Annotated in this window: 27 protein-coding genes and 1 tRNA gene; 10 read left to right on the top strand and 18 right to left on the bottom strand. The window is 63.1% G+C overall.

The window, feature by feature from the left end:
• Positions 1-14: 14 nt before the first annotated feature.
• Positions 15-137: an HVO_2523 family zinc finger protein gene (locus OPC11_RS04315; protein WP_256388496.1), complete on the bottom strand. Its 123-nt coding sequence runs from the start codon at positions 135-137 to the stop codon at positions 15-17.
• Between the two features lie 203 nt (positions 138-340).
• On the opposite strand from OPC11_RS04315, the gene OPC11_RS04320 reads away from it, so the two are divergent.
• From OPC11_RS04320 to OPC11_RS04335, 4 genes are read left to right on the top strand one after another with little or no spacing between them, the layout of a single operon-like run.
• The gene (locus OPC11_RS04320) at positions 341-793 is read left to right on the top strand and encodes a PGF-CTERM sorting domain-containing protein (protein WP_264781112.1); all 453 of its coding nucleotides are present in this window, start codon (positions 341-343) and stop codon (positions 791-793) included.
• Between the two features lie 3 nt (positions 794-796).
• Positions 797-2,272: a molybdopterin-dependent oxidoreductase gene (locus tag OPC11_RS04325; protein WP_007983671.1), complete on the top strand. Its 1,476-nt coding sequence runs from the start codon at positions 797-799 to the stop codon at positions 2,270-2,272.
• A gap of 40 nt (positions 2,273-2,312) precedes the next feature.
• Positions 2,313-2,588 carry a winged helix-turn-helix domain-containing protein gene (locus OPC11_RS04330; protein WP_007983673.1) on the top strand — a complete coding sequence of 92 codons (276 nt, stop codon included), beginning with the start codon at positions 2,313-2,315 and terminating at the stop codon, positions 2,586-2,588.
• The gene (locus OPC11_RS04335; RefSeq protein WP_007983675.1) at positions 2,585-2,872 is read left to right on the top strand and encodes a hypothetical protein; all 288 of its coding nucleotides are present in this window, start codon (positions 2,585-2,587) and stop codon (positions 2,870-2,872) included. The genes OPC11_RS04330 and OPC11_RS04335 overlap by 4 nt, the downstream gene beginning before the upstream one ends.
• 83 nt (positions 2,873-2,955) lie before the next feature.
• Here OPC11_RS04335 and OPC11_RS04340 read toward each other — a convergent pair whose 3' ends face one another.
• Positions 2,956-6,042: an adenosylcobalamin-dependent ribonucleoside-diphosphate reductase gene (locus tag OPC11_RS04340; RefSeq protein ID WP_264781113.1), complete on the bottom strand. Its 3,087-nt coding sequence runs from the start codon at positions 6,040-6,042 to the stop codon at positions 2,956-2,958.
• Between the two features lie 349 nt (positions 6,043-6,391).
• Here OPC11_RS04340 and OPC11_RS04345 point away from each other — a divergent pair, with 349 nt between their 5' ends.
• Entirely contained in the window at positions 6,392-6,556 is a 165-nt protein-coding gene (locus tag OPC11_RS04345) for a hypothetical protein (protein ID WP_264781114.1), read from the top strand.
• On the opposite strand, the gene trpG is transcribed toward OPC11_RS04345, so the two are convergent.
• The 4 genes from trpG to trpD are packed head-to-tail and all read right to left on the bottom strand — an operon-like array spanning position 6,529 to position 10,452.
• Positions 6,529-7,149, bottom strand: a complete 621-nt coding sequence (trpG, locus tag OPC11_RS04350) for an anthranilate synthase component II (protein ID WP_264781115.1) — start codon at positions 7,147-7,149, stop codon at positions 6,529-6,531. The two genes, OPC11_RS04345 and trpG, sit on opposite strands and share 28 nt — an antisense overlap.
• Entirely contained in the window at positions 7,146-8,816 is a 1,671-nt protein-coding gene (gene trpE / locus OPC11_RS04355) for an anthranilate synthase component I (protein WP_264781116.1), read from the bottom strand. The genes trpG and trpE overlap by 4 nt, the downstream gene beginning before the upstream one ends.
• Positions 8,813-9,451: a phosphoribosylanthranilate isomerase gene (locus OPC11_RS04360; protein ID WP_264781117.1), complete on the bottom strand. Its 639-nt coding sequence runs from the start codon at positions 9,449-9,451 to the stop codon at positions 8,813-8,815. The genes trpE and OPC11_RS04360 overlap by 4 nt, the downstream gene beginning before the upstream one ends.
• Positions 9,448-10,452, bottom strand: coding sequence for an anthranilate phosphoribosyltransferase (gene trpD / locus OPC11_RS04365; RefSeq protein WP_264781118.1), 1,005 nt, complete (start codon positions 10,450-10,452; stop codon positions 9,448-9,450). The genes OPC11_RS04360 and trpD overlap by 4 nt, the downstream gene beginning before the upstream one ends.
• 165 nt (positions 10,453-10,617) lie before the next feature.
• Between trpD and OPC11_RS04370 the strand changes: the two genes are divergently transcribed.
• Positions 10,618-10,691, top strand: a tRNA-Val gene (locus OPC11_RS04370).
• Between the two features lie 529 nt (positions 10,692-11,220).
• Here the strand turns inward: OPC11_RS04370 and OPC11_RS04375 are convergent.
• From OPC11_RS04375 to OPC11_RS04395, 5 genes are all read right to left on the bottom strand, one after another.
• Positions 11,221-11,697 (bottom strand): hypothetical protein, encoded by a 477-nt coding sequence (locus tag OPC11_RS04375; protein ID WP_007983689.1) that lies wholly within the window; start codon positions 11,695-11,697, stop codon positions 11,221-11,223.
• A 527-nt stretch (positions 11,698-12,224) separates the two neighbouring features.
• A complete protein-coding gene (locus OPC11_RS04380; RefSeq protein WP_007983691.1) occupies positions 12,225-12,407 on the bottom strand; it encodes a hypothetical protein in 183 nt (60 codons plus the stop codon).
• Between the two features lies 1 nt (position 12,408).
• Positions 12,409-12,549, bottom strand: coding sequence for a hypothetical protein (locus tag OPC11_RS04385; protein ID WP_264781119.1), 141 nt, complete (start codon positions 12,547-12,549; stop codon positions 12,409-12,411).
• Positions 12,550-12,777: 228 nt separating this feature from the next.
• On the bottom strand, positions 12,778-13,446 hold the full coding sequence (locus tag OPC11_RS04390; protein WP_007983696.1) for a hypothetical protein: 669 nt from the start codon (positions 13,444-13,446) through the stop codon (positions 12,778-12,780).
• Between the two features lie 174 nt (positions 13,447-13,620).
• On the bottom strand, positions 13,621-13,923 hold the full coding sequence (locus OPC11_RS04395; protein WP_007983697.1) for a lycopene cyclase domain-containing protein: 303 nt from the start codon (positions 13,921-13,923) through the stop codon (positions 13,621-13,623).
• A 95-nt stretch (positions 13,924-14,018) separates the two neighbouring features.
• Between OPC11_RS04395 and OPC11_RS04400 the strand changes: the two genes are divergently transcribed.
• Positions 14,019-15,161: a CBS domain-containing protein gene (locus OPC11_RS04400; protein ID WP_007983699.1), complete on the top strand. Its 1,143-nt coding sequence runs from the start codon at positions 14,019-14,021 to the stop codon at positions 15,159-15,161.
• A 98-nt stretch (positions 15,162-15,259) separates the two neighbouring features.
• On the opposite strand, the gene radB is transcribed toward OPC11_RS04400, so the two are convergent.
• Positions 15,260-15,958, bottom strand: coding sequence for a DNA repair and recombination protein RadB (gene radB, locus OPC11_RS04405; RefSeq protein WP_007983701.1), 699 nt, complete (start codon positions 15,956-15,958; stop codon positions 15,260-15,262).
• 88 nt (positions 15,959-16,046) lie between these two features.
• Here radB and OPC11_RS04410 point away from each other — a divergent pair, with 88 nt between their 5' ends.
• Positions 16,047-16,775 (top strand): hypothetical protein, encoded by a 729-nt coding sequence (locus OPC11_RS04410; protein ID WP_264781120.1) that lies wholly within the window; start codon positions 16,047-16,049, stop codon positions 16,773-16,775.
• Positions 16,776-16,784: 9 nt separating this feature from the next.
• On the opposite strand, the gene OPC11_RS04415 is transcribed toward OPC11_RS04410, so the two are convergent.
• Together OPC11_RS04415 and larC are read right to left on the bottom strand one after the other, a co-directional pair.
• Positions 16,785-17,009: a hypothetical protein gene (locus OPC11_RS04415; RefSeq protein WP_232423749.1), complete on the bottom strand. Its 225-nt coding sequence runs from the start codon at positions 17,007-17,009 to the stop codon at positions 16,785-16,787.
• Positions 17,010-17,034: 25 nt separating this feature from the next.
• Positions 17,035-18,483 (bottom strand): nickel pincer cofactor biosynthesis protein LarC, encoded by a 1,449-nt coding sequence (gene larC / locus OPC11_RS04420; RefSeq protein WP_264781121.1) that lies wholly within the window; start codon positions 18,481-18,483, stop codon positions 17,035-17,037.
• 199 nt (positions 18,484-18,682) lie between these two features.
• On the opposite strand from larC, the gene OPC11_RS04425 reads away from it, so the two are divergent.
• The gene (locus OPC11_RS04425) at positions 18,683-20,905 is read left to right on the top strand and encodes a CDC48 family AAA ATPase (RefSeq protein WP_007983710.1); all 2,223 of its coding nucleotides are present in this window, start codon (positions 18,683-18,685) and stop codon (positions 20,903-20,905) included.
• Between the two features lie 266 nt (positions 20,906-21,171).
• Complete coding sequence (locus OPC11_RS04430; protein WP_264781122.1) at positions 21,172-21,624, top strand: hypothetical protein; 453 nt, start codon at positions 21,172-21,174, stop codon at positions 21,622-21,624.
• Positions 21,625-21,900: 276 nt separating this feature from the next.
• Here the strand turns inward: OPC11_RS04430 and phoU are convergent, their stop codons facing one another.
• Genes phoU through pstC form a run of 4 tightly spaced genes read right to left on the bottom strand, consistent with a single transcriptional unit; the run spans position 21,901 to position 26,098 of the window.
• Positions 21,901-22,578: a phosphate signaling complex protein PhoU gene (gene phoU, locus OPC11_RS04435; RefSeq protein WP_007983712.1), complete on the bottom strand. Its 678-nt coding sequence runs from the start codon at positions 22,576-22,578 to the stop codon at positions 21,901-21,903.
• 6 nt (positions 22,579-22,584) lie between these two features.
• A complete protein-coding gene (gene pstB / locus OPC11_RS04440; RefSeq protein ID WP_007983714.1) occupies positions 22,585-23,493 on the bottom strand; it encodes a phosphate ABC transporter ATP-binding protein PstB in 909 nt (302 codons plus the stop codon).
• Complete coding sequence (gene pstA, locus OPC11_RS04445; RefSeq protein ID WP_264781123.1) at positions 23,490-25,037, bottom strand: phosphate ABC transporter permease PstA; 1,548 nt, start codon at positions 25,035-25,037, stop codon at positions 23,490-23,492. The genes pstB and pstA overlap by 4 nt, the downstream gene beginning before the upstream one ends.
• Positions 25,034-26,098: a phosphate ABC transporter permease subunit PstC gene (gene pstC, locus OPC11_RS04450; protein WP_007983717.1), complete on the bottom strand. Its 1,065-nt coding sequence runs from the start codon at positions 26,096-26,098 to the stop codon at positions 25,034-25,036. The genes pstA and pstC overlap by 4 nt, the downstream gene beginning before the upstream one ends.
• Position 26,099: the final 1 nt, after the last annotated feature.

The raw sequence follows: 26,099 nt of genomic DNA on the forward strand, positions 1-26,099 counted from the left end.
CGCGCAATCGACGACTAGTAGAACGTGTCCGCGCAGTCGTAGACGACGCCGTGCTGCGGGCAGACGTACTTGCAGTGGCGGTGGAACATCGACGCACCGCACAGCGGACAGGGCCGTCCCTTCGGCGTCTCCTCCATGGGGGAACAACGACGCCCGACCGGTATCACGTTTTCCGTCCGCGAGCGTCGCGTCGGGTCGCCGCTCGGTTTATCTTCAACCATCCCATATTCGGTTAGCATCACACAGTTGGAAGGGATTTGGAAGAGAGTAGGAGAGAGTCGGAAGAGAGTGGGCGAGAGTTCGAAAAACGGCTATCTAACGGGACGCGGTCGGTTCGGATATGCGATTCAAACGCATACACGTGCTGGCAGTCGTACTGATGATTTGTGCCGTCCCCGCGACGGTGAGCGCGGCGACGGCCGCGAACGACGTTTCGAGCGCGCCGCTCGCGCAACAGACGACCACCACGGACACGATGGGCAACGGGACCATGGACGACAACATGACCACGACGACGGACTCCATGGACGACGGGATGAGCGATGACCAGATGACGACGACCGAGACGATGGACGACGGCATGGGCGACGACAACATGACGGACGGGACGATGACCGACGACGGAATGACCGATGACAACATGACCGATGACAACATGAGTGACACCACGACCGACGGAATGAACGACGGCGAGGAGGGCGGAAACTCGGACACTTCCTTGCCCGGATTCGGCATCGTGGTCGCGCTCGTCGCGCTCGTCGGCGGCGCGCTGTACATCGCACGGAACCGGTGAACCATGACCGCAGAACAGTCCCCCACGAACTCGCTCGCGGACGTGGCGGCCGACGGAGCGGTCGCTCTCGCCGCGGGCGTCGCCGCCGTCGCCGGGTCGTACGCCGTGGTCGGCTTCACCCCGTCGTTCGTCGCCGCGCCGGTCAGCGATTTCGTGGTCGCAACGACGCCCAGCGCCGTCATCGCGTGGTCGATACAGACGCTCGGCGACCTCGGCGACCAACTCGGGTTCCTGCTGGCGCTCGTCCTGACCGCTCTCCTCTTCGCGGTGACGGCGGCGGTCGGCGTGCGAATAGCCGACGCCGCCGACCTCCCTGCCGCGCCGGTCGCCGGACTCCTCTGTGTCGCACCCGCGCTGGCGTTGACCGGCGCTCCCGGTTCCGCGCTGGCCGCCGGAGCGGGTGCCGGGTTCGTCGTCGCGGTGGCTCGATTCGGTGCGACGGAGACGGAATCGGTCTCCGAAACGCGGCGGAGCATCCTCCGAGCCATCGCCGGGGCGGTCGCGGTCGGTGCCGTCGGCGGCGCGCTCGGGTCCGGGAAGGGCGGCGACGCGCCGAAGCAGACGGGACCAGTCAGCGCTGACGTGGAGTCGCTCCTCGACGAAGCCGACGCGAAATCGCTCTCCATCGACGGTCTCGAAGGGCTAGTGAGCCAAGAGTTCTATCAGGTGGACATCAACAGCGTGGACCCGGTGGTGTCCGCGGAAGACTGGGACCTCCGGGTGACGGGGGCCGTCGAGGAGGAACTGCGCTTTACCCTCGACGACCTCGAATCGATGCCCGAGGAACACCGGTTCATCACGCTACGTTGCGTCGGTGAATCGCTGAACGGGATGAAGATGGACAACGCGCTCTGGACGGGCGTGCCGATTTCGGCGCTGTTCGAGGGAACGACGATGCCCGACGAATGTTGCGTCATGTTCCGCGCCGCGGACGACTACTACGAGGAGTTCCCGCTCTCGGCGCTCGAAGACGGCTTTTTGGCCTACGAGATGAACGGCAACCCGCTTCCGCGCTCGCACGGCCACCCCGTCCGGGCGCTGATTCCAGGTCACTGGGGCGAAATCAACGTCAAATGGATTACCGAAATCGAAGTGCTGGAACGGGAGGCGGAGGGGTACTGGGAGAAACGCGGCTGGCACGGGACGGGACCGGTCAACATCGTCGCCAAACTGCACGCCGTCAACCACCTCGACGACGGTCGTGTGCAAGTCGGCGGGCACGCCTACGCCGGGACGCGCGGCATCGAACGCGTCGAGGTGTCCACCGACGGCGGCGCGTCGTGGACCGACGCCCGCCTCTCCGAACCGCTTCCCGGAACCGACGTGTGGCGGCAGTGGGAGCACACCTACGAACCGTCGGGGTCGCACGAGGTCGTCGTCAGAGCGACGGACGGGGAGGGAAATCTACAGTCCGCAAACGAGACGGAAGCCTATCCGAACGGCGCGTCCGGGTGGGTGTCGGAGCGTATCGAGCCGTAGATATATCTGGCTGCATGACCCTCTCCCAAGTGACCGTTCGATGGACAAGGCGCTCTGGTACCTACTCACGGCGACGCGCGGCGGCGAGAACCGCGCGCGCATCATTCGCGCCCTCTCGGAGCGCCCACGGAACGCGAACCAGCTGGCGGAATCGCTCGACGTGGAGTACAAGACGGTTCGACACCACCTCGACATGCTCGTTGACCACGGCGTCGTCGAGCCCGGTGACAACGAGTACGGGAAACTCTACTTTCTCACCGACCGGTTCGAACACCATCGGGACGCGTTCGAGGAGATAATGGAGCAGATAGAATGAACTCGATACAACTCGCAAGCGGACTCGCGGTCGTGAACATCCTCCTGCTGGCAGTGTTGGTTGCCGTTTGGGTACGAAGCTATCTGAAGTTCCGCACCTCGCTCGTCCTCGGCCTGCTTGCCTTCGCCCTCGTGATGCTCGCCGAGAACGCCGTCGCCATCTACTACTTCTTCGGCATGAAGATGTTCTACTCCGGCGACCCGGCGGTTCAGCAGGCCGTGCTGGTGCTCCGCGCGCTCCAACTCGTCGCGCTCGTGTTCCTGACGTGGGTGACGGTGAAGTAGCGGGGACGCGGAATCGAGAAGAAGGAGAGAAGAGCAGGAAGAGCGGGAGAAACGGAAAATCGGCTAGTTCCTTCGGATGCTATTTACGAGCACTCGCTCCAGCCACACGACTCGCAGGTCTTGCAGCCTTCCGAGAAGTACAGCGAGAGGGAGCCACACTCGGGACACTCGGGGCTTTCGCCCGCGTCGATGAGCGACTGCGAGGCGTCCTTTTGCGTCTCCGTCTCCACCGCACCGCCGTCGGCTTCGGTGTCGTCGGCCGTCTCTTCGAGCGTCTTCTGTTGCGGGTAGGATGCCTTCTCGATTTCGCCGTCGAGGTAGCGCCGCATGGCGACGCCGATGGCGTCCGGGATGGAGTTGATCTGCTCGCCCTTGTCCCACGCGACCTTCGGACTGCGGATGCCCTGCAGGTCGGAGGCGATTTCGTTCGGGTCAACGCCGCTGCGGAGCGCGTAGCTGATGACCTTCGCCAACGCTTCCGTGAAGGAGTTGGTGAACCCGCCGGAGTTGCCGATGGTGGCGAACAGTTCGAACGGTTCGCCGTTCTCGTCCTCGTTGATGTTGATGTACATCTTGCCGTAGCCGGTGTCCACGCGTTGAGTCACGCCGTGGAGCACGTCGGGCCGGGGACGCTCTTGGGCGTACGCGCCGCCCGTGACGCCCTCGCCCACGAGGTCGTCGAGTTCGGTGCCGAGCGCGGCCTGCACGTCCTCGTTCTCGATGAAGCCTTCGACGCCGCCGAAGACTTCCTCTATCTGCTCGACGATGGTTTCCGCCGCCTCCTCCTCGTCGGCGAACTCGGCGTTGTCGGCGCGCGTGGTGAGCACCTGCTTCGAGCGCGTGCCGTCGCGGTAGACCGTGACGCCCTTGCCGCCGTGGTCGTAGATGTAGCGGTACACCTCGTCCATGTCCTCCTTGCTGGCGGAGTTCGGGAAGTTGCAGGTCTTCGAGATGGCCGAGTCAACGCCCTGCTGACAGGAACACTGCACCGCGGCGTGTTGCTTGCCGGTGAGGTCGCCCGTCACGACGAACAGTTCGCCGATGGCGTCCGGGACGGTTTCCAGCCCTTCGACGCCGGAGAACTCGTTGTTCGCCATCTGCGTCTGGGCCTCTTCTTTCACCGCGTCCACGTCGATGTCGTTCGCCTCCAGCGTGCGGAGGAAGTAGTCGTCGAACTCGACGAGCATCTCGTCGCCCTGCACGTCGTCGGAGACGTTCTTGTAGTAGGCGACGTTGTAAATCGGCTCACAGCCACCCGTGGTGTTGCCGACCATCGAGGTGGTGCCCGTCGGCGCGATGGTGGTCGTGTTGTGGTTGCGGACTGCAAAGCCGTCCTTCCACTTCTCGGCGTCGAGGCCGGTCTGCTTTTCGAACCACTCGGCGTACTCGATCGGGTTCGCGTACTTCGAGTCCTCCCAGTCGTTGAACGACCCGCGCTCCTCGGCGAGTTCGTGGGAGGCCCACTTGGACTCGTGGTTGATGTGGGTCATCAACTGCTTTGCAATCTCGTTGCCCTCCTCGCTGCCGTAGCGGACGCCGAGTTGGATGTACAGCTGGGCCAGTCCCATGATTCCCAGTCCGATTTTGCGCATGTCCCGGACCTTCTGTTCTATCTTCTCGACCGGGAAGTCGGACATCGTGACGACGTTCTCCAAGAAGCGGGTGCCGTACTCGATGCGGTGGTCGAACTCCTCCCAGTCGATGCCCTCGCGGAGGAAGGCGTCGACGGCCTCCGAGAGCGACCCGTAGTTGTCGCCGTTCTCGTCGTACCAGACGCGCCAGTCGGGGGCGTCGAGGTCGGCGAGCGTCGAGAGGTTGATGTGGCCGAGGTTGCAAGCTTCGTACTCTTCGAGCGGCTGTTCGCCGCACGGGTTCGTCGCCAGAATCCGGTGGTCCGGGTGTTTCTCGACGTCGAAGGAGTGTTGCTTGTTCACCCGTTCGAGGTAGATGATTCCGGGTTCGCCGTTCTCCCACGCGCCCTCAACGATGCGGTCCCAGAGGACCTTCGCCGGGATGGAGAGCACTTCGCCGGGCGTAACGTAGTCGCCGAGGCCGAACATGTCGTACATCTCCTTCGTGTGTTCGGTGGCGACGTGCGGTTCCTCCGTCCGCGGGTTGGTGAAGACGAACTCCTCGTCGTTGTACAACGCCTCCATGAAGTCGTCGGTCACGCCGACCGAGATGTTGAAGTTCGAGAGGTGTCCCTCGGCGGCGTTGCGGAGGTGTTTCGGGACGCGTCCGTCGTCGTCGATGAGTTCGCGGGCCTCTTCGAGCGCCTCCTTGAACGACGTGTGCGTGTAGTCGTCGGGGTCGTTCAGGCGGAGCGTGTTGGCGAGGCTCACGTCCTTGTTCTTCGCGTGGATGAACTGGATGACGTCCGGGTGCGAGACGCGCATGACGCCCATCTGTGCGCCGCGCCGGGCACCGCCCTGCGCGATGGTCTCGCACATCTGGTCGTACGTGCGCATGAAGGTGATCGGACCGGAGGCGATGCCGCCCGTCGAACCCACCGCGTCGCCGTACGGCCGAAGTCGCCAGAAGGCGTAGCCCATGCCGCCGCCGGACTGGAACACCTCGGCGGCCTCCTTGGCCGTCTGGTGGATGTCCGTGATGTCGTCGCCGGGCGAGTCGACGAAACACGCCGAAAGCTGCTGGAGTTCGTCGCCCGCGTTCATCAGCGTCGGCGAGTTGGGGATGAACGAGAGCCCTTCCATCAGGTCGCCGAACTCGTCCCGGACGGACTCCACGTGGTCGCGGATGTCGTCGGGGAGTTCGGGGACGACCGTCTCGTAGGCGAACTTGTTGACGTTGTAGACCGAAAGCGTCGTTTCGGCGTCGTCTGCCGCCGTCGTCCCTTTACCGAACACTTCGGCCGCGAGTTCGTCGCGCCGGGGGTGGTCGGGTTTCAACTGTTCGGGCGTGACGGTGAGTTCGACGCCCTGCTTTTCGGCCTCGTAGACGGCCTCGGCGAGCGCGATGTTCTTCGCCACGCGCGGGAACAAGTCGTCCTGTGATTCGACCAGTTCGCCCTCCGCGTTCTTCCGGAGATACCGGGCCGGAAGGATGTTCTGATAGGCGTTGCCCGTCATCCGGTCTTCGAGGGTGTCGCCCTCGGTTCGCTTGACCGGGAGGGTTACGTCGTCGGCGTCCGCCTCGTGCGCGCCGCTCATGTGCGCGCCACCACCGTTCGTTCGTTACTCTGCACGTCGATTCTCACTTGGTTTCGCACGTAGACCCGTTTCATTCGTGACGAAGAATCCATTTACCCCAACCCCAATTAAGTTTACTTTCTTTATTTCAAGTGTAGTTGGATAGTGATGCCTCTGCGAATTTTCTTCGGCCTATCCACTAGTAAGGCGCGGAGGAATATAAGAGTGTTCAGACCGGAGCGAAAGTGACCGGAATGCCGAACATTCCCACGGTAATGTCCCGTTACTCGGGTCACGTCGGCCGATTTTCGGTCGCTCGGGAATCGACACCACCGATACGTTTACGATTCAGTAGGGAGTCATTTCTCGCATGCTTCCCCTCGCCATCGAACCCGTCGGAATCGTGGTGGCCGTTATCGCGGTCATCCTCCTCATCGCCGCCATCCGATTCGCCATCAGCATCCTCTTTCGCGTCGCCATCGTCGGCGTCCTCGTCGCCGCCGCACTCTACGCGGCGGGCGTGCTGACGATATAAGACGCGAAGAAGTTCCCAATTAGCTCCCGGCCGCACGCCGTGAGAACGCTCTCGGGGTGGAACTGCACGCACTCGATGGGGTACTCGCGGTGGCGAATCCCCATCACGAGTTCCGTCCCGTCGTGGGTCGTCGTCGCGCTCACCTCGAACGGGTCGGGGACGCTCGTCGTCACGAGCGAGTGGTACCGTCCGGCCCGAAAGCCCTGCTCGATTCCCTCGAAAACCCCCTTCTCGTCGTGTTCGACGCGGAACGCCTTGCCGTGAACCGGTTCGGGTGCCCTCCCGATTTCGCCGCCGTACTCGTGGATCGCGGCTTCCAGTCCGAGACAGACGCCGAGCGTCGGGATGTCGGACGAGAGTTCGCGGAGCACGGCCGCCGTGACACCCACGTCGCGCTCGTTCGCGGGATGGCCCGGCCCCGGACTGATGACGATGGCGTCGGGGTCGAAGTCGCGGATGTCGTCCAGCGAGGCCGTGTTCTTGACGACTTTCGTCTCGAACGCCGCGCCGCTGGCCCGGAGCGCGTCCTCGGTGTACTCCACGAGGTTGTACGTGAACGAATCGTAGTTGTCCACGAACAGCACGCGAGTCATTTCGGCACCTCCGCGAGTTCCGTCTCCGGCGGTTGTTCGAGGGCCTCCAGCGCGGCGAGCACGCCGCCCATCTTCTGTTCGGTCTCCTCGAACTCGGCGGTCGGGTCGCTGTCGGCGACGATTCCCGCCCCCGCCTGCACCGTGATTTCGTCCGTCGGTCCGTGCGAGACGGTCGCCGTCCTGATGGCGATGGCGAAGTCGGCGTCGCCCGTCCACGAGACGTAACCGACGCCGCCGCCGTAGACGCCGCGGGGGGTCCGTTCGAGGTCGTCGATTATCTCCATCGCCCTGATTTTGGGTGCTCCCGTCAGCGTCCCCGCGGGGAACGAGGCGCGCACCGCGTCGAAGGCGTCGCGGTTCTCGGCCAGCGTCCCCGTCACGGTGCTCTCGATGTGCTGGACGTGGCTGTATTTGATGACGTTCATGAACTCCTCGACGCGGACGCTCCCCGACTCGGCGACCCGGCGCACGTCGTTTCGCGCCAAATCGACGAGCATTGCGTGTTCCGAGCGCTCCTTTTCGTCGGCGAGGAGTTCGCCCGCGAGACGGCGGTCCTCCATCGGACTCCCGCCGCGGGGGCAGGTTCCGGCGATTGGGTTCGAGACGATTTCGCCGTCCTGTACCGACACCAGCGTCTCTGGACTCGCGCCGACGATGCTCAAATCGTCGTGGCCGAGGAGGTACATGTACGGCGATGGGTTCACGTCCCGAAGCGCCGCGTACAGCGCCCGCGAGTCGATGTCGGCCTCGACGGTCCGCTTGCGCGAGATGACGCCCTGGTAGATGTCGCCCGCCGCGACGTGTTCGTTCGCCCGCTTCACGGCCTCCTCGTACTCCGCTTGCGGCCCGGCCGTCCCGTCCGTCGGGTCGTACTCGCCGAACGACGGCTGGTTCGCCGCTTCGAGGAGCTCGGCGACGCGCTCGCGCTCCGCGACCAGCTCGTCGTAGCGGTCGTCGATGTCGTCGTCCGACGACACGAGCGGCGTAAACACGAGCGAGAGCGTCCCTTCCACGTGGTCGAAGACGAGGGTCTTCGTGCTCAGGACGAACTGCGCGTCGGGCAGGTCGGTTTCGGGACGGTCGATACCCTGTTCGTCCAACCAGAGGTCGTAGACGGCGTTGTAAGCGAGGAATCCGACCAGCCCGCCACAGAACCCTTCGCCGTCCGGGAACCCGCGACGCGGTGCGTCAGGGAGCGTCTCGCGGAGCGCGTCGAGGACGTCACGGTCGGCGTGGGGGTCGCCGCCCGTCCGGTTCGGTCCCTCGTCCAACCGGTTCGACTCCCACTCGTCGTTCAACACTTCCACGCGGGTTTCGCCCGGGGCGACGGAAATCACCGCGGCGGGGTCGTAGCCGACGAAGGAGTAGCGCGCCCGGCTCGTCTGGGCGGACCTCGACCCGTCGTTCCGTTCGGCGTCGAACGCGCCGGAAGGGTCGCTGGAGGCGATTTTGTCCGCGCTTTCGAGGAGGAAATCGTACTTTTCCCCGCCGAGAACCGAATACGCCGCCAGCGGGTCGATGGACACGTCGAGGTCGGTAGAGACGTAGACGACCGCGCCGTCGTGATTCCCGTCTCCGTCGTTCCTATCGTCGCCGTCGTTGCTATCGGTGCCGTCGTTATCATCGTGGCCACTGGTCGCCAGCGTTTCGAACTCGTCCCGGTTCATCGTTGGAGAACCGCCCGTTGGCGCTGTTTCGCGTTCGTGATGAAGGACTCGACGGCGTCGGGGTCCTTTCGCCCGCCGGTCGATTCGACGCCGCTGGCCACGTCCACGGCGAAGGGTTCGACCGCCCGAACCGCGTCCGCGACGTTCTCCGGGGTCAGTCCCCCGGCCAGCAGGACCGGCGAGGAGAGCGATTCGGTCAACTCCCGTGCACGGTCCCAGTCGTGGGTCTCGCCGGTGCCGCCGGTTTCCGCGGCGTCGAGCAACAGCGCGTCGGCCACGCTGTCGTACCGCTCCGGGCGGTCGGTCGACGGGTCGATGGAACAGACCACGTTCGCGTCCACGTTCGCCGTGAGGTACGCGAGGTCGCCCACGCTGGTCCCGTGGACCTGTACGATGTCGGGTTCGACGAGTTCGGCGATTTCGACGGTTCGCTCCGTCGTCTCGGGCATCGTTACGAGGACAGTCGAGACGAACGGCGGGACTTCGCGGGCGAGTTCGACGGCCCGAGTGGGGGGTATCTCGCGCGGCGAATCGACCGGCACGTCCACCAGCAGGCCGATGGCGTCGGCCCCGGCATCGACGGCGGCCGCGAGGTCGTCCTCGTCGGTCAGGCCGCAGATTTTCACGCGCGTCATGCCGAGAGCGCCCCCGTCATGGCCGACAGTTGCTCGGCCGCACTTCCCGAGTCGATGGCGTTTCGGGCCTGTTCGACGCCATCCGCGAGCGAATCCGCCTGCCCGGAGACGTAAATCGCGGCCCCGGCGTTCGCCAGCACGATGTCCCGCTTGGCCCCGCCGACGGTTCCCTCCACGATTCCTTCGAGGTCCCGCGCGTTCTCGGCGGGTGTGCCGCCCGAGACGGCGGACACGTCGTGTTCCTCGACGCCGAGGTCGGTCGGGGAGAGCGCGTACTCCTCGATGGTTCCGCCTTCGACTTCGGCGACCGTCGTCTCGCCGTGGACCGCGATTTCGTCCATGCCGGAGCCGTGGACGACGAGCGCGTGGGAGACGTCCATGTGGGAGAGGGCGCGGGCCAGAACGGGAACGAGGTCGGGGTCGTAGACGCCGACGACTTGCGCGTCCGCCCCGGCGGGGTTCGTCAGCGGTCCGAGGACGTTGAACACGGTGCGCATGCCGAGTTCCTTGCGCGGGCCGATGACGGCCTTCATCGCGGGGTGGAACACGGGCGCGAGCATGAAGCCGATTCCCTGCTCCTCGATGGCGCGCTCGACCGCGGGCGGTTCGGAATCCACGACGACGCCCACCTCGTCGAGCACGTCGGCGCTCCCGGACGAGGAGGAGACGGAGTAGTTGCCGTGTTTTGCCACCGGAACGCCCGCGCCGCTGGCGACGATGGCCGAGGTGGTCGAGACGTTGATGGTGTCGTAGTCGTCGCCGCCGGTGCCGCAGGTGTCCACCAGCGGCGTCCGGTCGGGCGAAATCGTCCGCGCCGCCCCGCGCATTCCCTGCGCGAAGCCGGCGATTTCGGCCTCCGTTTCCCCCTTGGCCCGCAATCCGGTGAGGAGCGCGCCGATTTGGGCCTCCGTAGCCCCGTCGAAGACGGCCGTCGCCGCCTCCCGTGCTTGCGATATCGTGAGGTCCTGCCCGTCGGTGACGAGTTCGATGTAATCCTGCATAGTGGAACACCAATGAACGTGTTTGGGTTGTAATGAACACATACGTACATCAACTTAAAGCTGTCGTCGGGAGGGTCATGAATAAAACCGAGGGACGGAGGCGCGTTTCGAAACATTCAATTACCCTTGCGGGTAACTGATGAATGCGTTCAAACGAAGCCGACTGGGTTTGTGGTCTAGTTGGTTATGACACCTCCTTGACATGGAGGAGGCCGGCAGTTCAAATCTGCCCAAACCCATACTTTTCCGCGCTACCAACCGGCGAGCGAAGCGAGTCGCCGTAGCGCGGAAAATCTTCTTTGGCAGTTTGAACCAGGCGAGACGAAAGCCCGCGGAGCGCAACGAAGTGGAGCGAGCAGGAACGTCTCGGCGAGGTTCAAATCTGCCCAAACCCACTAATTCTGCGCCGAACAACTTCGTGAGGCGCGGGTTCGTTCGTTTGGCAGATTTGAATCAGACGAGACGCAGCGCCGAGCGACGCGAGGCGACCGTCTCGGCGTGGTTCGAATCTGCCCAAACCCTATTCAATCACCTACGGACCTACTCTTTCAGCGGTTGCTGTCGAAGCAACGAATCCGAATCGGACCGTGGTGCGCCGCGGTCGAATTTTTGTGTTTTCGCCAATAGTATTGTGCATTTGATGCAATGCCGCGCCAGAGTCCGTGGCGAGACACGACACTCACACCAACTCCGGTGACCGAGCGTTATGACTCCGAACAATCGATAGCTCCGGGGTAAAAAGTAGTCGAACAGCGGTATTTCGGCCGGTTAGAACAGGTTGAGAGGGTTCAGCATGTCCACGAACTGGAGAACGCTGTCCTGCGTGTATTTCGTGACGTCGACGATGAGGTACTCCGTCTCGACGATGAGTTCCTCGGTGTAGACGATGCGGTCCGCCATCTCGCCGATGCGGTCCGCCATCTGCCCGATCTGGTCTTCGGTGTAGAGCACGCCGTCGAGGCTTTCGAGGTACAGCACTTCGCCGGTCTCGGAGAGGACCATCACGACGTCATCGACCTGACAGCATTGGCTGTAGTTCTGGAACAGGTAGTACGTGCTACCATCCGGCAGGTCCGCGTAGATGAGCGATTCGCCGAGATACGTCTTCGCGTACGAAATCGTCGTGTCCGGCGCGAGTTCGATGTCGTAACTGTCCTGCGCGGACGCGGGAGTGGTGGCGACGGCGGCGGCCCCGCCAGCGAGTGCAACAGCACCGAGCTTCGAGAGGTACGTTCTGCGTTGCATGGTTGTTGGATACCCAATGGACCATTTCGGTATTGGGCTGTATTGTGGACATTACACAATAACGCTGTTAAGCCTGTCGAAACTCGACGGCCGTCCGTGAGCGGAGAACAGAAATAGAGCGTTGACTGCTCCGCTCTCCACCCGACGACGAGGAATTCGGGTGACGAGGGTATTTCGGCAAAAATAAACTCGACTCGCGGAACGCCCTACACCGGAATCCGGTGGCCGCACGGCCACACCCGCATGTACTCGGAGTCCGTGACCGTTATCATCGAAACCCGTTCGGCACAGCGCGGGCAGGTTTTCGGGAGCGGTCGCTGAGCGGTACTCTTTTCTTGCGCAGAATCATTTGTGAACATGCTTCGAGTCCGTCGAAGCAAGCAGGGTCGGAGCTTCCACCTCCGGCCGTTTGGCAAAACCCTGTTGCTTCGTCCGACGTATCACGTCCCGGTGAGTTAATTCTATTGGTCCTGAATGAATCGAAAATCGACAGGTGCGCGAACGAGCGGCGGAAATCTTGATACCGGCTAGCCTTCGGAATAGCCGAGGTACAGTTGCGGGACGATGACGGCCACGAGAATCACGGCGGCCCCACCGGCCCACGCGGGGACGTCGAACCAGTAGTCGTTGACCACCCGGAGCGCCCCCAGCGTCACCGGCAGGGCGACGAGGATGGCGAACAGGATGACCTTGTTTTCGTGGGACACCATGTCAGCGTGCGACGGGCGCGTCCTCTCGGACGCCGCGCTTGTGAACCTCGCGCATCAGGCCGCCGCCGATGGCTCCGAAGGCGATGGGGTCGAGGAGGTTCGGACGACTTGAGAACCCGCCGTCTTTTATCAGGTGCGACATGCTCGGATTTTTCACGCCTGTCGGTATCTACTTTGTGAAAATGATGAGCGTGTTGAAACAGAACCTATTCGACGATACCGACGGCACTCACGGAGAGTCTACCGCGCGGTAACGAGAGTTTCGAGAAATCGTCGGGACTGGTTACGCGATTTCCGATTTCGATAGTCGGTCGCCGTCGGTCTTCCGTCGCCCGTCGAAGAGCGGAGAAGAAAGGAGAAACGGACCCCCCTAGTCGTCCACGATTTCCGGTGCTTGCTCGCCGGTCGTCGGCGCGCGTCGTGCGTCGTAGGTGTGCGCTACGGCGACGATGGTGAACGCGACGACGACGAGAAGCGCGAGTCCGATGTCGCCGATTCCCGCGAGGGGCGGGATTTCGAGCCACGCCGCGGTAAGGAGTGCGAATCCGATGGCCGCGATGCCGAGGTATCGCTTGCACCACGAGATGTCGTCCCGCGTGTTCGTTTCGAGATACGGGTCGAGTTGCTCGGCCGCCGTGGAGAGTTCTACGATACCCCTGTTTTGGTTATAATCCACGATTCCTGCGTCGTCGAGTTTCGGGAGGTGGGATTGGTAAAGCGCGGTGTAGACTCGTTTTCGCTCGGCCGCCGAAATCGCGCCGACGGTGGTTTCGTTCTCCCACGCGGCGACCTGCTCCGCAAGGTCGCTCAACTGGACGGTTTCGTCCGCCTGCTTCAGGTAGTGCAGGGCGTACCGTCGTCGCTGATTTTTCAATACGTCGAAGACCATATCGCGGGAGAGCGGCGTCGCGCGTTCGTCGTTCGAGCGATTCGAATCGAGGATATCCGAGACCTGTTTCGCAACCGTCGAGTCCGCCTCGCTTGTTTCGTTACCGGTGTCGCTGTCCCCGGTGCCGGAGGAATCACCGATTGTGCTCATTACTATGCCACCCCTTGCTCGTAACCCAGCATGGATTCGAACATTGCCGGGTTTGTTCTTTGTTATTCACCATTTACCAGCCGTAAACGACCGGTTACAAACGACGAGAAATGAATTTTACCTCGCCGCCTTCATGCGGTAATCGCCAGTTACTGGCGGTTTTTCGGCGACCTCTCAGCGACGGTGCAGGTTCTCGTGAATCCCCAGCACGAGTGCGGGGACGACGACCATGAAAATGTGCTCTTCGAGGGGGATACCGACCAGTTCAATGCCCGTTCGAAGTGGAATGGCGAACACGCCGATAGTAAGGGTGTACCAATCCCAGACGTAGGCCAACGGATACAGAACGAGGATGGTTTTCCCGGCGCGCGTGAGGGCGTCCGCTCGAACGAGCAACCACAGCGCGAACGAGCCGAACACCAGTTCGCTGACAATATACGTGTAAGGACCGAACACCGCGCCGATGTCAGGGAGCACGGTCGGTCTACGACGCGTAGTGCAAAAAAAATCCCGTCAAAATGCCTATTCCGCGACAAAGTTCAAGACGGGTGGCCTCGTCATTCTAAATGCCGATGGATATCTCTAACATTGCGACCACCGATTACTTCGAAATCGAAGCGGAAGAGCGACTGGGCAAAGCCCGCTCGATGTTCGAAGAGGAGAACCCGAAAGGAATCGTGGTCACCGAAGCGGGCACGTACAACGGTGTCATCACCCAGAAACAACTCCTCCAATCCCATATCGAGGACCAGACGAAGGTGGCGACGTTGACGAAACCCGCGCCGAAGGTGAACCGTACCGACGACGTGCGTGACGTCGCCCGCGCGCTCGTCGAAGGCGGGACCAAGGTCGCACCCGTCTTCGAGGACGGGCAACTGTGGGGAATCATCGACGAGGACATCATCCTCGAAGGCGTCCTCGAAAATCTGGACGCCCTCACCGTTCAGCAGATTTACACCGAGAACCCAGTCACGATTCCGGAGGACGCGACGCTCGGACGCGTCATCAATCTCATGCGCGAGCACAGCATCTCCCGGCTTCCGGTCGTGAACGAAAACGGCTACCTCACCGGGATGGTCACGACTCACGACATCGTGGATTTCGTCACCCGGAACATGGACAAACCGACGACGGGCGAGCGGATGGGCGACAGCGACCGGATGCTCGACCTGCCGGTGTACGACGTGATGAACAACCCCGTCGAAACCATCTCGCTCACCGATACCGTGGAGGATGCGGTGGAACGCATGTTCGAGAAAGACTACGCCGGACTGGTCGTCACGGCCGAGGACGACGACCGCGTGGTCGGCGGCGTCCTCACGAAGACCGACGTGCTTCGCGCCCTCACCTACACCGAAGAGGACCACATGGACGTCCAGATAACGAACATCGACCTGCTCGACACCATCTCCCGACAGGACATCCGTGAGGGCGTCGAGGATATCACGGACAAGTATCAGGACATGCAGGTGCGCCACGCGCACGTGCGATTCCACGAACACAAGGAGAAACTCCGCGGAACGCCGCTCATCCAGTGTAAAATCCGCCTCCGCACCAACCGCGGACAGGTCGCCGGAACCGGCGAAGGCTACGGTTCCGAACAGGCGTTCAACGTCGCCCGCGACGTGTTGGAGCGCAACGTCCTCGAACTGAAGGGCGTCCAGAGCGACCGCGAGTACGAAGGCCAACTGCTCCGAAAACTCAACGAACTGTAACCGCACGACTCGCGTCGTTCGGTCCGCCGACCCGCTGTCGTTCACCGCGATTTTTCTGTTTCACCGGCAAGTCCCGGCTCTCGGTCGATTCCGTCGTCTCAAACGCTTTCCTGTGCGCCTTCGAGTCCCGTATCCGTGATTCGGAACTGAGTGCGGCCGCCAGCGGGTTTCGACCGGTGCTTTTCGAGGGTCGCCCGGCGATTGCCGCCGCGGAAGCGGTCCACGCGGAGGACGACGCCCGTCCAGTGTTCGAGCGTATGCCCTCCGAGCGGCCGCGTTCCGTCCGAATCCGGGTCGGTGTACACCTGATTCGTCAGCAGAACAGCGATGTCGTGTTTGCGCGCGAGCGAAAGCAGGTGCGTCACTTGGCGGGCGACCCCGCGAAGCGCCTCGCCGCCCTCTCGGTCGTCGCCGCGTTCGAGGCGGTAAAATCCGGTCGCGCTGTCGAGGACAACGAGGTCCGCCCGTTCCGCGAACTCGGAGACGTCCTTGACTGCCTCCTGCTGTTCTCCGAAATCGAGGGCCTCCTTGATGACGATTCGGGAGGCAACTTCGTCCACGTCGTCCGCGCGCGCGGCGGCGATCTGTTCGAAGCGGTCGATGGACAGCCCCTCGGTGTCGATGTACACCACGGTACCGCCATCCCGTGCGGTCTCGACCGTGGCACCCAGCGCGACGTTCGTCTTCCCGGCGGCGGGCGGGCCGTACACCTGTGTCACGGTTCCGCGCTCCAAGCCGCCCCCGAGCAAGTCGTCCACCGGCGGGCACCCTGTCGTCAGTTTCTCGGCGTCGGTCACATGCCGGGCTTGGCGCTTCTCACGCAAAAGGTTCCGGTTTTTCGGGGAGACCGAGCCGACTTTATTCCACCCGAGCGAAGGGAGCGTAGTGACAATCGTCGTTGCGACCGAGGACTTCGAAGTGTACCACGACGTGGTGGGCGAACTCCGCGACAGGGGCGTCCGGTTCACGACGGTCGAACCGGACGGCGAACTCCCAGACGGCGCTCGAATCGTCATTCGCGGTGCGGGCGACGACATCGCCATCGACCTACCCGTGGTCGTCGCCGACCCGAACCGTCCCCGAAAAGCGGTCGAGGAAGCGTTGGGGCTGCTCCGCGGCGAGAACGGCCGCACCGTCATCGGCATCGACCCCGGAACGCGACCCGGCATCGCCGTGCTCTCGGGCGACATGGTGGTCGCGTCGTTCCACGTCCCCATCGCTGACGCCGCGGACGTGGTTCGGGAGGAGGCGAAGGACGCCATCGACCCCGTGGTTCGAATCGGCGACGGCGCGCGACTTCAGGGGTCGCAACTCATCCGCGAACTCGAAGACGTGCGGGTCGAACTCGTGGACGAAACCGGGACGACGCCGTACCTCGGCACCGGCGCCCGCGGCATGGGCGACGTGCTCGCGGCGGTCAACATCGCACGGTTGGAGGGCGAAATCGTGGAGGAGCGCGAAATCGAACCGACGGCGGGCGAACTCGGCGTCATCAAACGCCGGTCGCGCGAACGGTCGGCCGACAACCGCGAAATCGACGAGGAACTCGCCCGGCGGGTCGCCGCCGGGGAGTTGACCATCGAGGAGGCGCTGGCGAAACACCGCGAGGAATGACCCGGGCGGTCATAGCTCGACCAGAACCGTGTACTGATGCGACTCGTCCTTCGGACACTGGAGGTGTTCTTCCTTCACGATGGTGCCCGAGAGCAGTTGCTTGCCGATTTTCTGGAATCTATCGACCTCGACGTGTCCCTTCTCGCGGGCGATGACCTCGCTTTCGGGGTCGGTTTCGAACTCGTCCATGCCGTCACATCCCTCGTACGGACACTGGACGCGCACACGAGCCATACTTCGAACGAGGACCTATCGTCGGTTATAGGTTTTCGTGAATCGTCCCTTCCGCCCGCCGCATAACCTCACCAACCGCGAGTCCGGTTTCCGTCGCCACGGCCAGCGCGTCGTCGAACTCCGCGCTCACGTCGTAGACCGTCCCGGACTCGTCGCGGGCGACTTTGACCGACACGTCGAATTCCCCTCCGTCTAACTCCGCTCCGTCTATTTCCAGCGTCGCCGTCTCGAACTCCCGGTGGGCAATCCAGCGGTGGCGGACACCCGTCTCGCGGACGCCCAGCGTCCCGGTCTCCTCGGCGAGTTTCCGGGCGACCCGTTCCGCGTCCTCGGGTTTGACGACGACCTTCACGACGTGCCCCGGTCGGGCCTTCTTCATCGTCGCGGGGAGAATCGAGACATCGCGTGCGCCTGCGTCCGCGAGGATTTCTTGAAGCCCGCCAAGCACCTCCGGCGGGGCGTCGTCCAGATTGGTTTCGAGGACGGTGATGTCGTCGCGCACGAGACCACCGCTCGACTCACCGGCGAGGACGCGCAACACGTTCGGATGGTCGGGGAAATCGTGGCCGCCAGCGCCGTATCCCGAGCCGTCGACGTTCAGCGTCGGAAGCGTTTCGACGCCATCGGCGAAGTGGGCCAAAATCGCGGCACCGGTCGGCGTGAGCAGTTCCGCTTCGACGGGGCCGCCGGACAGCGACCAGTCCGCACCCGCCGCGATTTCCACGACCGCCGGTGCGGGTATCGGGAACGTTCCGTGGCTCATGCCGACTTCGCCGCCGCCGGTCGCCAGGGGCGTCGTCACGATTCGGTCGGCGTCGAGGTCGGCGAACAGCAGGGACGCGCCGACGATATCCGCGATCGCGTCGTCGGTCCCGACCTCGTGGAAGTGGGTCGAATCGAGGTCGGTGTCGTGGACGCTCGCCTCCGCCTCGCCGAGAATTCGAAAGACGGCTTTGGCGTCGCGTTCGATAGAGCCGTCGAGACCCATGGATTCGAGCACGTCGATGACCTCACGGTAGGTCCGGGCCGGACCGGAACCCTCGGCATGCTGGTGGTTGTGGTGATGGTCGTGGTCGTGCTGGTGTGCGTGGTGATGAGTGTGGTCGTGCTGGTGCGTGTGCTCATCGTGGCCGTGATGGCCGTCGTCGTCATCGTGGTCGTGTTCGTGGTTTCCGTCGTCCCCGTGATGGTGGTCGCCGTGGTCGTGTATCTCCCCGTTTCCGTGGTGCTGGTCGTGACCGTCGTCGCGTGCGTTGTCGTCCCCGTCTTCCGATTCGTCCCCACCGTCGGTCAGAAGAACGGCGACGCTCGTCGCTGAAATCCCGTTTTTGACGACGGTTTCGACCTCGTACTCCACGTCAAGGGCGTCTTCGACCGGTTCCAGCGCGTCCCGATTCGCTCCCGCGTCGAGCAGCGCTCCGAGAATCATATCGCCGCTGGCCCCCATTCGGCCGTCGAACGCAAGCGTTCTCATACGTCGTTCCTGTTCCGAGACGCGAAAACCCCTGCGGTCGTGTCGCCACCACTATCCCTTTGTACTGCCCCCACGTATTGACGGTCATCGCACGCGGGCACCATCCATCGCTATCGGCGACGTGGCTAAACCTCCCGGTAGCACAGGACTTATGCCCCGCGAACTATCATCCACAACTATCCCCCGTGACTGAACAATCATGAACGAAGTGCAACTGGAGGTGGCGAAGGCGTATCCGAACGATTCGGGACGCGGCATCGCCCGTCTCGACCCGGACACGCTCTTGCATCTGAAGCTGAGCCCCGGAGATATAATCGAGATAGAAGGAGGCGATACGACCGCCGCGAAAGTCTGGCGTGCCGACCGGCAGGACTGGAACACCGATACGGTACGTATCGACGGGTTCACCCGCCAGAACGCCGACGTCGGTATCGGCGAACGCGTCGAAATCCGCAAAGCGGAGGCCGACAAGGCCGACAAACTGGTCCTCGCACCGCCGGAAGAAGCGAGCGTCCAGTTCGGCAGCGACGCCGCCGGAATGGTCAAGCGACAGATCCTGAAGCGGCCGGTCGTCGAGCGCGACATCGTGCCCGTCATGTCGAGCACGAACCACCCGTTCATGCGGTCGCCGGGACAGGCTATCCCGCTCATCGCGGTCGAAACCGACCCGCAGGGCGTCTGTCTCATTACCGAGGACACGGAAGTCGAGTTGCGCGAAGAGCCGATTTCCGGCTTCGAGAAGACCGGCGGCGGCATCACCTACGAGGACATCGGCGGCCTCCAGAACGAAATCCAACGCGTGCGGGAGATGGTCGAACTCCCGATGAAGCACCCGCAGATATTCCAGAAGCTCGGCATCGAGCCGCCACAGGGTGTTCTCCTGCACGGCCCGCCGGGGACCGGGAAGACGCTGTTGGCGAAAGCGGTCGCCAACGAAACCAGCGCGAGTTTCTTCTCCATCGCTGGTCCGGAAATCATCTCGAAATACTACGGGGAATCCGAACAGCAACTCCGTGAAATCTTCGAGGACGCCGCCGAGGAGTCTCCCTCCATCATCTTCATCGACGAACTCGACTCCATCGCGCCGAAACGCGAGGACGTGACCGGCGAAGTCGAACGCCGCGTCGTCGCCCAGTTGTTGACGATGATGGACGGCCTCGAAGCGCGCGGACAGGTCATCGTCATCGCCGCGACGAACCGCGTCGATTCGGTGGACCCGGCGCTCCGCCGCCCCGGCCGCTTCGACCGCGAAATCGAAATCGGCGTGCCGGACGAGGAAGGCCGCACGGAAATCCTGCAGATACACACGCGCGGGATGCCGCTCTCGGACGACGTGAACCTCCCCGGCCTGTCGAACGACACGCACGGCTTCGTCGGAGCCGACATCGAGAGCCTGACGAAGGAAGCCGCGATGAAGGCGCTCCGGCGCTACCTGCCGGAGATCGACCTCGACGAGGAGTCCATCCCGCCGTCGCTCATCGACCGGATGATCGTCAAGCGCGAGGACTTCCGCGGCGCGCTGAACGAGGTCGAACCCTCGGCGATGCGCGAGGTGCTGGTCGAACTCCCGAAGGTGTCGTGGGACGACGTGGGCGGCCTCGAAGACGCCAAGAGTCAAGTCAAAGAGAGCGTCGAATGGCCGCTCTCCTCGCCCGAGAAGTTCGAGCGCATGGGCATCGAACCGCCGTCCGGCGTCCTGCTCTACGGGCCGCCCGGAACCGGGAAGACGCTCATGGCGAAGGCGGTCGCCAACGAGACGAACGCCAACTTCATCAGCGTGCGCGGCCCGCAACTGCTGTCGAAGTGGGTCGGCGAGTCGGAGAAGGCCATCCGGCAGACGTTCCGCAAGGCGCGGCAGGTCAGCCCGACGGTCATCTTCTTCGACGAACTCGACAGCCTCGCCCCCGGTCGGGGACAGGAAGTCGGGAGCAACGTCTCGGAGCGCGTCGTCAACCAACTCCTCACCGAACTCGACGGGTTGGAGGACAAGGGCGACGTGATGGTCATCGGCGCGACCAACCGCCCGGACATGATCGACCCGGCGCTCATCCGCTCCGGTCGCTTCGACCGCCTCGTCATGATCGGCCAACCCGACGAGGAGGGCCGCGAACAGATCCTCAAGATCCACACCGAGGACAGCCCGCTCGCGCCCGACGTGAGCCTCCGCGAACTCGCGGAGATGACCGACGGCTACGTCGGCAGCGACTTGGAGTCCATCGCCCGCGAGGCCGCAATCGAGGCCCTTCGCGAGGACGACGACGCGGAGGAAGTCGAGATGCGACACTTCCGCGCCGCGATGGAGAGCGTCCGCGCCACCGTCACGGAGGACCTCCTCGACTACTACGCCGACATGGAACAGGAGTTCAAGGGCGGTTCGTCCGGCCCACAGCGCCAGACCGGCGGCCGCATCGGTTTCCAATAGAACCTTTTACGACGGTCGAAAGCCAGCGGGCGGGCGAATCGCCCGCCCGCTGGCAGTCTCCCTGTAAAAGGTTCATCAAAAGCACTCCTCCTTCACTTCGCTACGCTCCATTCAGTCGTCGGCCCGGAAAATCGGAGATTTTCCGGTGACGAACTGGTGCCCTAGCGGTTGACCATCCTGCTGATTCTCGTGGAAATTTCGTTTTCTCATCTGTTCTCGGAACCACTATAGAGAAAAGATTTACTCGACCGATACAGACACAGGATATGAAATCTCCCTCCCGACGGCCCCTCCTCCGACGATTTGGTGTCCTCTCCGCGGGCGGTGTAGTCGGTGGGTTGAGCGGTTGTTCGGCGCTCGCTCGACCCGAAACGGCGCGCCTCGCGGAACTGATACTGCTCAATCTCGATGAACCCTCACACACTGTTCACGTTCGGATTTCTCGGGACGGTGAGCGGGTTCATACCGCGAGCTATTCCCTTGACAAAGGGTCGGAGTTCGGAACCCGCGAAAATCCGGCACCGGTGATACAGGAGGAGTTGATGTCCACGGCGGGTGAATACACCGTCGCGGCACGAGTCGATGACCAGTCCGACTGGTACGAACATCGGTTTCCGGCGAAGAATCGGACGGGAGACTGTTTTTCCGTGATCATCCGTATTCGTCACGGTGGAGTATTGGACATGCCATCGAACGAGACGGATTCCTGTGGCGAGTGAGCGAATGCTGCATCAAAAGTAACAATCGGCAGGGACACAGCCGCCGGTCGCTAAAATTCTCACCGCGAACGAGGCGAACGGCGAAGCCGTGAGCCGAGTGAGCGGACTCGGAGCGGACCGGGAGGCGCGAAGCGCCTCCGAAACGAACGGCGAACGTAAGTGAGCCGTGAGTCGAGGGAGCACCGAGGTTTTGGTGCAGATTTTTCCAGGGAGACGGACGAAGCCAGCGCGGTTCCGAACCGCGCTGGCTTCGTTTCTCGACCGCAGAAAAAGGTGCTAGTATATGAGCTCGTCGTCGTTCTCGACCATGTAGAACGTGCGGGCGGCGATGTTGACGGCGTGGTCGCCGATGCGTTCGAGGTCGCGGATGGTGAGGAGGAGGCGCGAAACGTCCTGCAGCAGTCGCTCGATTTCCGCTTCCGTGTTCTCTTCGAGTTCGGTCTCGATGAGGTCGCGGACGACGAGGGCGCTGGCGCGCTCACAGAGGTTGTCCAGGTCCTCGTCGCGGTCGGCGACGGCGTAGCAGTCCTCGGAATTCTCCTCGGCGTAGGCGTCCATCGTGACTTCGAGCATGTCGAGCGTGAGGGTGCCCAGCTCCTGAATATCGACCTCGGGGAACACGTCGTGGTCCGCTTCGAGCGTGTACTCGCCGAGGTTGACGGCGAGGTCGGCGATGCGTTCGAGGTCGGTGATGATCTTGAACGACGCCGCGATCATTCGGAGGTCGGTTGCGACCGGTTGCTGGAGCGCGAACAGGTCGATACAGTCCTTTTCGAGCGAGAGGTAGAGTTCGTTCACCTCGTCGTCGCCCTCGATGACTTCGTGAGCGAGTTCGCGGTCCTTCTGCTCCAGGGCGTTGAGACCGAGCCGGAGGCGTTCCATCACGACCTCGCTCATGTAGAGGACGTTCTCTCGAAGGTCTTCGAGTTGCGTCTGATAGTCTTCTCGTGGCATAGATTGTTATCCGAACTTCCCCGTAATGTAATCTTCGACGCGTTGACTCTCGGGGTTCTCGAAGATTTTGTCCGTGTTGTCGTACTCGACGAGTTCGCCACCCGTGAGGAACACCGCGGTCTGGTCGGAGATGCGGGCCGCCTGCTGCATGCTGTGGGTGACGATGACGACGGTGTACTCCTCGGCGAGGTCCTGAATCAAGTCCTCGATCTTCGAGGTGGCGATGGGGTCGAGCGCGCTCGCCGGTTCGTCCATCAGGATGACTTCCGGTTCGACCGACAGACAGCGGGCGATACAGAGGCGCTGTTGTTGACCGCCGGAGAGACCGAGCGCGTTGTCGTCGAGGCGGTCGTTCACCTCGTCCCAAATCGCGGCCTGTTTCAGACAGCGCTCGACGAGTTCTTCTTCCTCCTCGCTGTCGTCGCGCCCGAGCAATCGGGCGAGCAGGCCGGTGTCGAGTTCGCCGTGCTTTCGCGGCCCGTAGGCGATGTTGTCCCGGATGGACTTCGGGAACGGGTTCGGTTGCTGGAACACCATCCCGATTCGCTTGCGGAGTTCGACGAGGTTCACGTCGTCGTCGTAGATGTTCTGCCCGTGGAACTCGATGTTTCCGTCGACTCGGGCGGCCTTGATGCGGTCGTTCATCCGGTTGAGACACCGGAGGAACGTGGATTTACCGCACCCGGACGGCCCGATGAGGGCGGTCACGCTCTTTTCGGGGATGTCCATCGAAACGGACTGAATCGCCTGCTCGTCGCCGTAGTAGACGTCCAAGTCTTCCACCGACAACGCTGGCTGTCCGTCGAAGTCGTACTCGACCCAATCGGCGCGAATCCGCTCCTCGGTTTCGCCCTTGGTCGTTTGCGACCCGGAACTGTTCTGCTCTGAATCCATCTCCTTGATTGTCTCGCTCATTGTTGAAGTTTCCTCCTGAAGTAGATGCGCATCGCAATGCCAACCACGTAGAACGACATCACCACGATGAGCAGGACGAGTGCCGTCGCCCATCCGACCGATTCGGGCGCGGAGACACCCGCCGTGATGACTGCAAACAGTTGATACGGAAGCGCGCTCGCGGGTTGCAACAGCGCGTCGTTGACGACGAACGGTGGCGTCGCCTGCAGCGTGAACGACGATAGAACCTTCGGCGCTTCCGACGGGAACGGGTCCTGCACGAGGATAAGCAAGATGGGTGCCGTCTCCCCGGCAATTCGACCGACACCGAGGATGACCCCCGTGAGGACGCCCGGTACCGCCGCCGGAAGGACGACGCTCTTGATGGTTTCCCACTGGTTCACCCCGAGCGCGGCGCTCGCATCCCGGTACTCGTCGGGGACGTTCTGCAGCGACTCCCGGCTGGTGATGAGCACCAGCGGGAGGAGCATCGCGCCCAAAACGACCTGCCCAGCCAGCAGCGACGGTGTATTTCCGAGTCGAGGGACGAGGAACGCGTACCCGAACAGGCCGAAGATGATGCTCGGCGTGCTCCACAGACCGTTCGTTGCGATTTCGACTATCGACGTGAATCGGCCCTGTTCCGCGTACTCGGTCAGGTACACCGCCGCACCGACTCCAAGCGGGACGGCGAAGCAAATCGCACCGATGACGAGCCAGATGGTCCCGACGACGGCGGGGAAGATGCCGTTGATGTCGTACTGCAACCCATTTCCGTTCGTGATGAACGGAATCGCCGGCGGCCATAGGGTGGCCCCTTTCAGCATCGGGTCGAGTCCCTTCTGGACGATGAACAGGATGATTCGCGCGAGGATGAACAGGAGAATGGCGGTGTTGATGCTGATGAGCACGTACGCGCCGAACTCGCGGCCGCGGGCACCGAAGCCGCGGTAGGCGGCTGCCGAAGACCACGCGGTCAACAGCCCGCCGAACAGGCCGAGTATTGCGATGGCGATGAATCCCGGAAACGTCGCCGAGAAGCCCTCGGGCGTCCACGACCATCCCGAGCCGATGACGCCGGTCAACACGACGAGGCCGAAGACGAGTTCGAAGATACCGACCGGAACCGTGACGCCGATGTCCTCGCGGAGAAGCAGGGTTCCGACGAAGACGGCGACACCGGCGACGAGTGCGGCGGGAATCCACGCGAACCATCCCAGTCCGAACGTCTGGGAAACGACCAGACCGGAGATGACGGCCGCAATCGAGCCATCGATGAACGCGACGACGCTACTGACGCTCGGACTCGGCGTCGTATCGACCGACCCTTGCCACGAGAGAGCGCCGAGGGCGAACAACGACAACGCGATGACGACGTGAAGACCGCCGAAGACGGTCGCCACGCTGACTCCCGCCACCGTCGTGGTCAATGACACCCACTGGAAGAGGAGCGCCCCTCCCAGCAGAATCATGCCGAGTGCGAGCACGAACGGTACGGTTGCGAGTTGCCCGAGAACACCGGTCTCGGTGACGATTTCACTGTCCTGTGAGTACGCTTCGCTCATTGTTCACCTCCCAGTTTCCGCGCCATGCGGCGTTCGATGGCCTGCGACACGATACTGAGCGTCAGGACGATGACGAACAACACGACACCGGCGGCGAACAGCGCGCTGAGTTGGGTCGGTCGCCCGATTGCCACCCCGGATTGGCTGGCGATGGCGGACGTGAGCGTAATGGTGTTCCCGAACACGTCGTACAGCGGGTCGGGAAGTCGAGTCACGTTCCCGAGAATGACGGTTGCGGCCATCGTCTCGCCGACGGCACGACCGACGCCGAGGATGACGGCCGCCGAAATTCCCGATATGGCGGCCGGAAGCGTGACGCTCTTCGTCGTTTGCCAGTCAGTCGCGCCGAGGCCGACCGACCCGCTCTTCATCGAGTTGGGGACGGCGGTCAACGAGTCCTCCGCGACGGACACGACCGTCGGGAGCGCCATGAATCCGATCATGACTCCGACCAAGAACAGGCTTCCGCTGGTCGGCAACAGGAGTTCGTTCGACAGGTACGGGTTGAGGACCATGAAGCCGATGAATCCGTACACGATGGACGGGATACCGGCGAGCAGTTCGATAGCCGGTTTCGTCACTTCCCGAACCATGTCGGACGCGAGTTCGCTGATGAAGATTGCGCCCGCGATACCGAGCGGTGCGGAGACGAGCGTCGCTATGATGGTCGTCACGAGCGTCCCCCACATCATCGTCAGGAGTCCGTACCGGTTCGTGGACGTCCGCCAGACGGTGTCGGTAACGATGGAGAGTCCCATCTTCCGGACGACCGGAACGGATTGGATGAACAGATAGGCGGTGATGAGGCCCAGGATGATGACCGTCGAAACAGTCGTCAGCAGCGACAGCGCCCGGGCCGTTTCCGCCTGATACGTGACCCATCCGTACACGACGACGGCGATGAACGCCGCGAGCGGGAAGGCCACGTACGTCGGTGCCGCGATGAACGCGGTAAACGCGGCAACGAGCGATAGCGCACCCACGGCGGCCGCGATTTGGGCCGGTGTCTCAAGTTCATCGACCGAGCGTCGAACCGCCGAGAAACTGGGTGCATCAACCATA

Origin of the sequence: Haladaptatus sp. T7, from assembly GCF_026008575.1 — an archaeon.
In the GTDB taxonomy this organism is placed as follows: domain Archaea; phylum Halobacteriota; class Halobacteria; order Halobacteriales; family Haladaptataceae; genus Haladaptatus; species Haladaptatus paucihalophilus.

Excerpts from the sequence above, each read along its gene's own strand:
- trpD (WP_264781118.1), bottom strand. The coding sequence starts at position 10,452 with ATGCAGGATTACATCGAACTCGTCACCGACGGGCAGGACCTCACGATA.
- pstB (WP_007983714.1), bottom strand. The coding sequence starts at position 23,493 with ATGAGCGAGACAATCAAGGAGATGGATTCAGAGCAGAACAGTTCCGGG.
- OPC11_RS04340 (WP_264781113.1), bottom strand. The coding sequence starts at position 6,042 with ATGAGCGGCGCGCACGAGGCGGACGCCGACGACGTAACCCTCCCGGTC.
- pstA (WP_264781123.1), bottom strand. The coding sequence starts at position 25,037 with ATGAGCGAAGCGTACTCACAGGACAGTGAAATCGTCACCGAGACCGGT.
- OPC11_RS04320 (WP_264781112.1), top strand. The coding sequence starts at position 341 with ATGCGATTCAAACGCATACACGTGCTGGCAGTCGTACTGATGATTTGT.
- pstC (WP_007983717.1), bottom strand. The coding sequence starts at position 26,098 with ATGGTTGATGCACCCAGTTTCTCGGCGGTTCGACGCTCGGTCGATGAA.
- OPC11_RS04315 (WP_256388496.1), bottom strand. The coding sequence starts at position 137 with ATGGAGGAGACGCCGAAGGGACGGCCCTGTCCGCTGTGCGGTGCGTCG.
- OPC11_RS04425 (WP_007983710.1), top strand. The coding sequence starts at position 18,683 with ATGAACGAAGTGCAACTGGAGGTGGCGAAGGCGTATCCGAACGATTCG.
- OPC11_RS04360 (WP_264781117.1), bottom strand. The coding sequence starts at position 9,451 with ATGACGCGCGTGAAAATCTGCGGCCTGACCGACGAGGACGACCTCGCG.
- OPC11_RS04330 (WP_007983673.1), top strand. The coding sequence starts at position 2,313 with ATGGACAAGGCGCTCTGGTACCTACTCACGGCGACGCGCGGCGGCGAG.
- trpG (WP_264781115.1), bottom strand. The coding sequence starts at position 7,149 with ATGACTCGCGTGCTGTTCGTGGACAACTACGATTCGTTCACGTACAAC.
- OPC11_RS04385 (WP_264781119.1), bottom strand. The coding sequence starts at position 12,549 with ATGTCGCACCTGATAAAAGACGGCGGGTTCTCAAGTCGTCCGAACCTC.
- OPC11_RS04380 (WP_007983691.1), bottom strand. The coding sequence starts at position 12,407 with ATGGTGTCCCACGAAAACAAGGTCATCCTGTTCGCCATCCTCGTCGCC.
- OPC11_RS04400 (WP_007983699.1), top strand. The coding sequence starts at position 14,019 with ATGGATATCTCTAACATTGCGACCACCGATTACTTCGAAATCGAAGCG.
- OPC11_RS04345 (WP_264781114.1), top strand. The coding sequence starts at position 6,392 with ATGCTTCCCCTCGCCATCGAACCCGTCGGAATCGTGGTGGCCGTTATC.
- OPC11_RS04335 (WP_007983675.1), top strand. The coding sequence starts at position 2,585 with ATGAACTCGATACAACTCGCAAGCGGACTCGCGGTCGTGAACATCCTC.
- OPC11_RS04390 (WP_007983696.1), bottom strand. The coding sequence starts at position 13,446 with ATGAGCACAATCGGTGATTCCTCCGGCACCGGGGACAGCGACACCGGT.
- OPC11_RS04415 (WP_232423749.1), bottom strand. The coding sequence starts at position 17,009 with ATGGCTCGTGTGCGCGTCCAGTGTCCGTACGAGGGATGTGACGGCATG.
- larC (WP_264781121.1), bottom strand. The coding sequence starts at position 18,483 with ATGAGAACGCTTGCGTTCGACGGCCGAATGGGGGCCAGCGGCGATATG.
- phoU (WP_007983712.1), bottom strand. The coding sequence starts at position 22,578 with ATGCCACGAGAAGACTATCAGACGCAACTCGAAGACCTTCGAGAGAAC.
- OPC11_RS04375 (WP_007983689.1), bottom strand. The coding sequence starts at position 11,697 with ATGCAACGCAGAACGTACCTCTCGAAGCTCGGTGCTGTTGCACTCGCT.
- trpE (WP_264781116.1), bottom strand. The coding sequence starts at position 8,816 with ATGAACCGGGACGAGTTCGAAACGCTGGCGACCAGTGGCCACGATGAT.
- OPC11_RS04325 (WP_007983671.1), top strand. The coding sequence starts at position 797 with ATGACCGCAGAACAGTCCCCCACGAACTCGCTCGCGGACGTGGCGGCC.
- OPC11_RS04430 (WP_264781122.1), top strand. The coding sequence starts at position 21,172 with ATGAAATCTCCCTCCCGACGGCCCCTCCTCCGACGATTTGGTGTCCTC.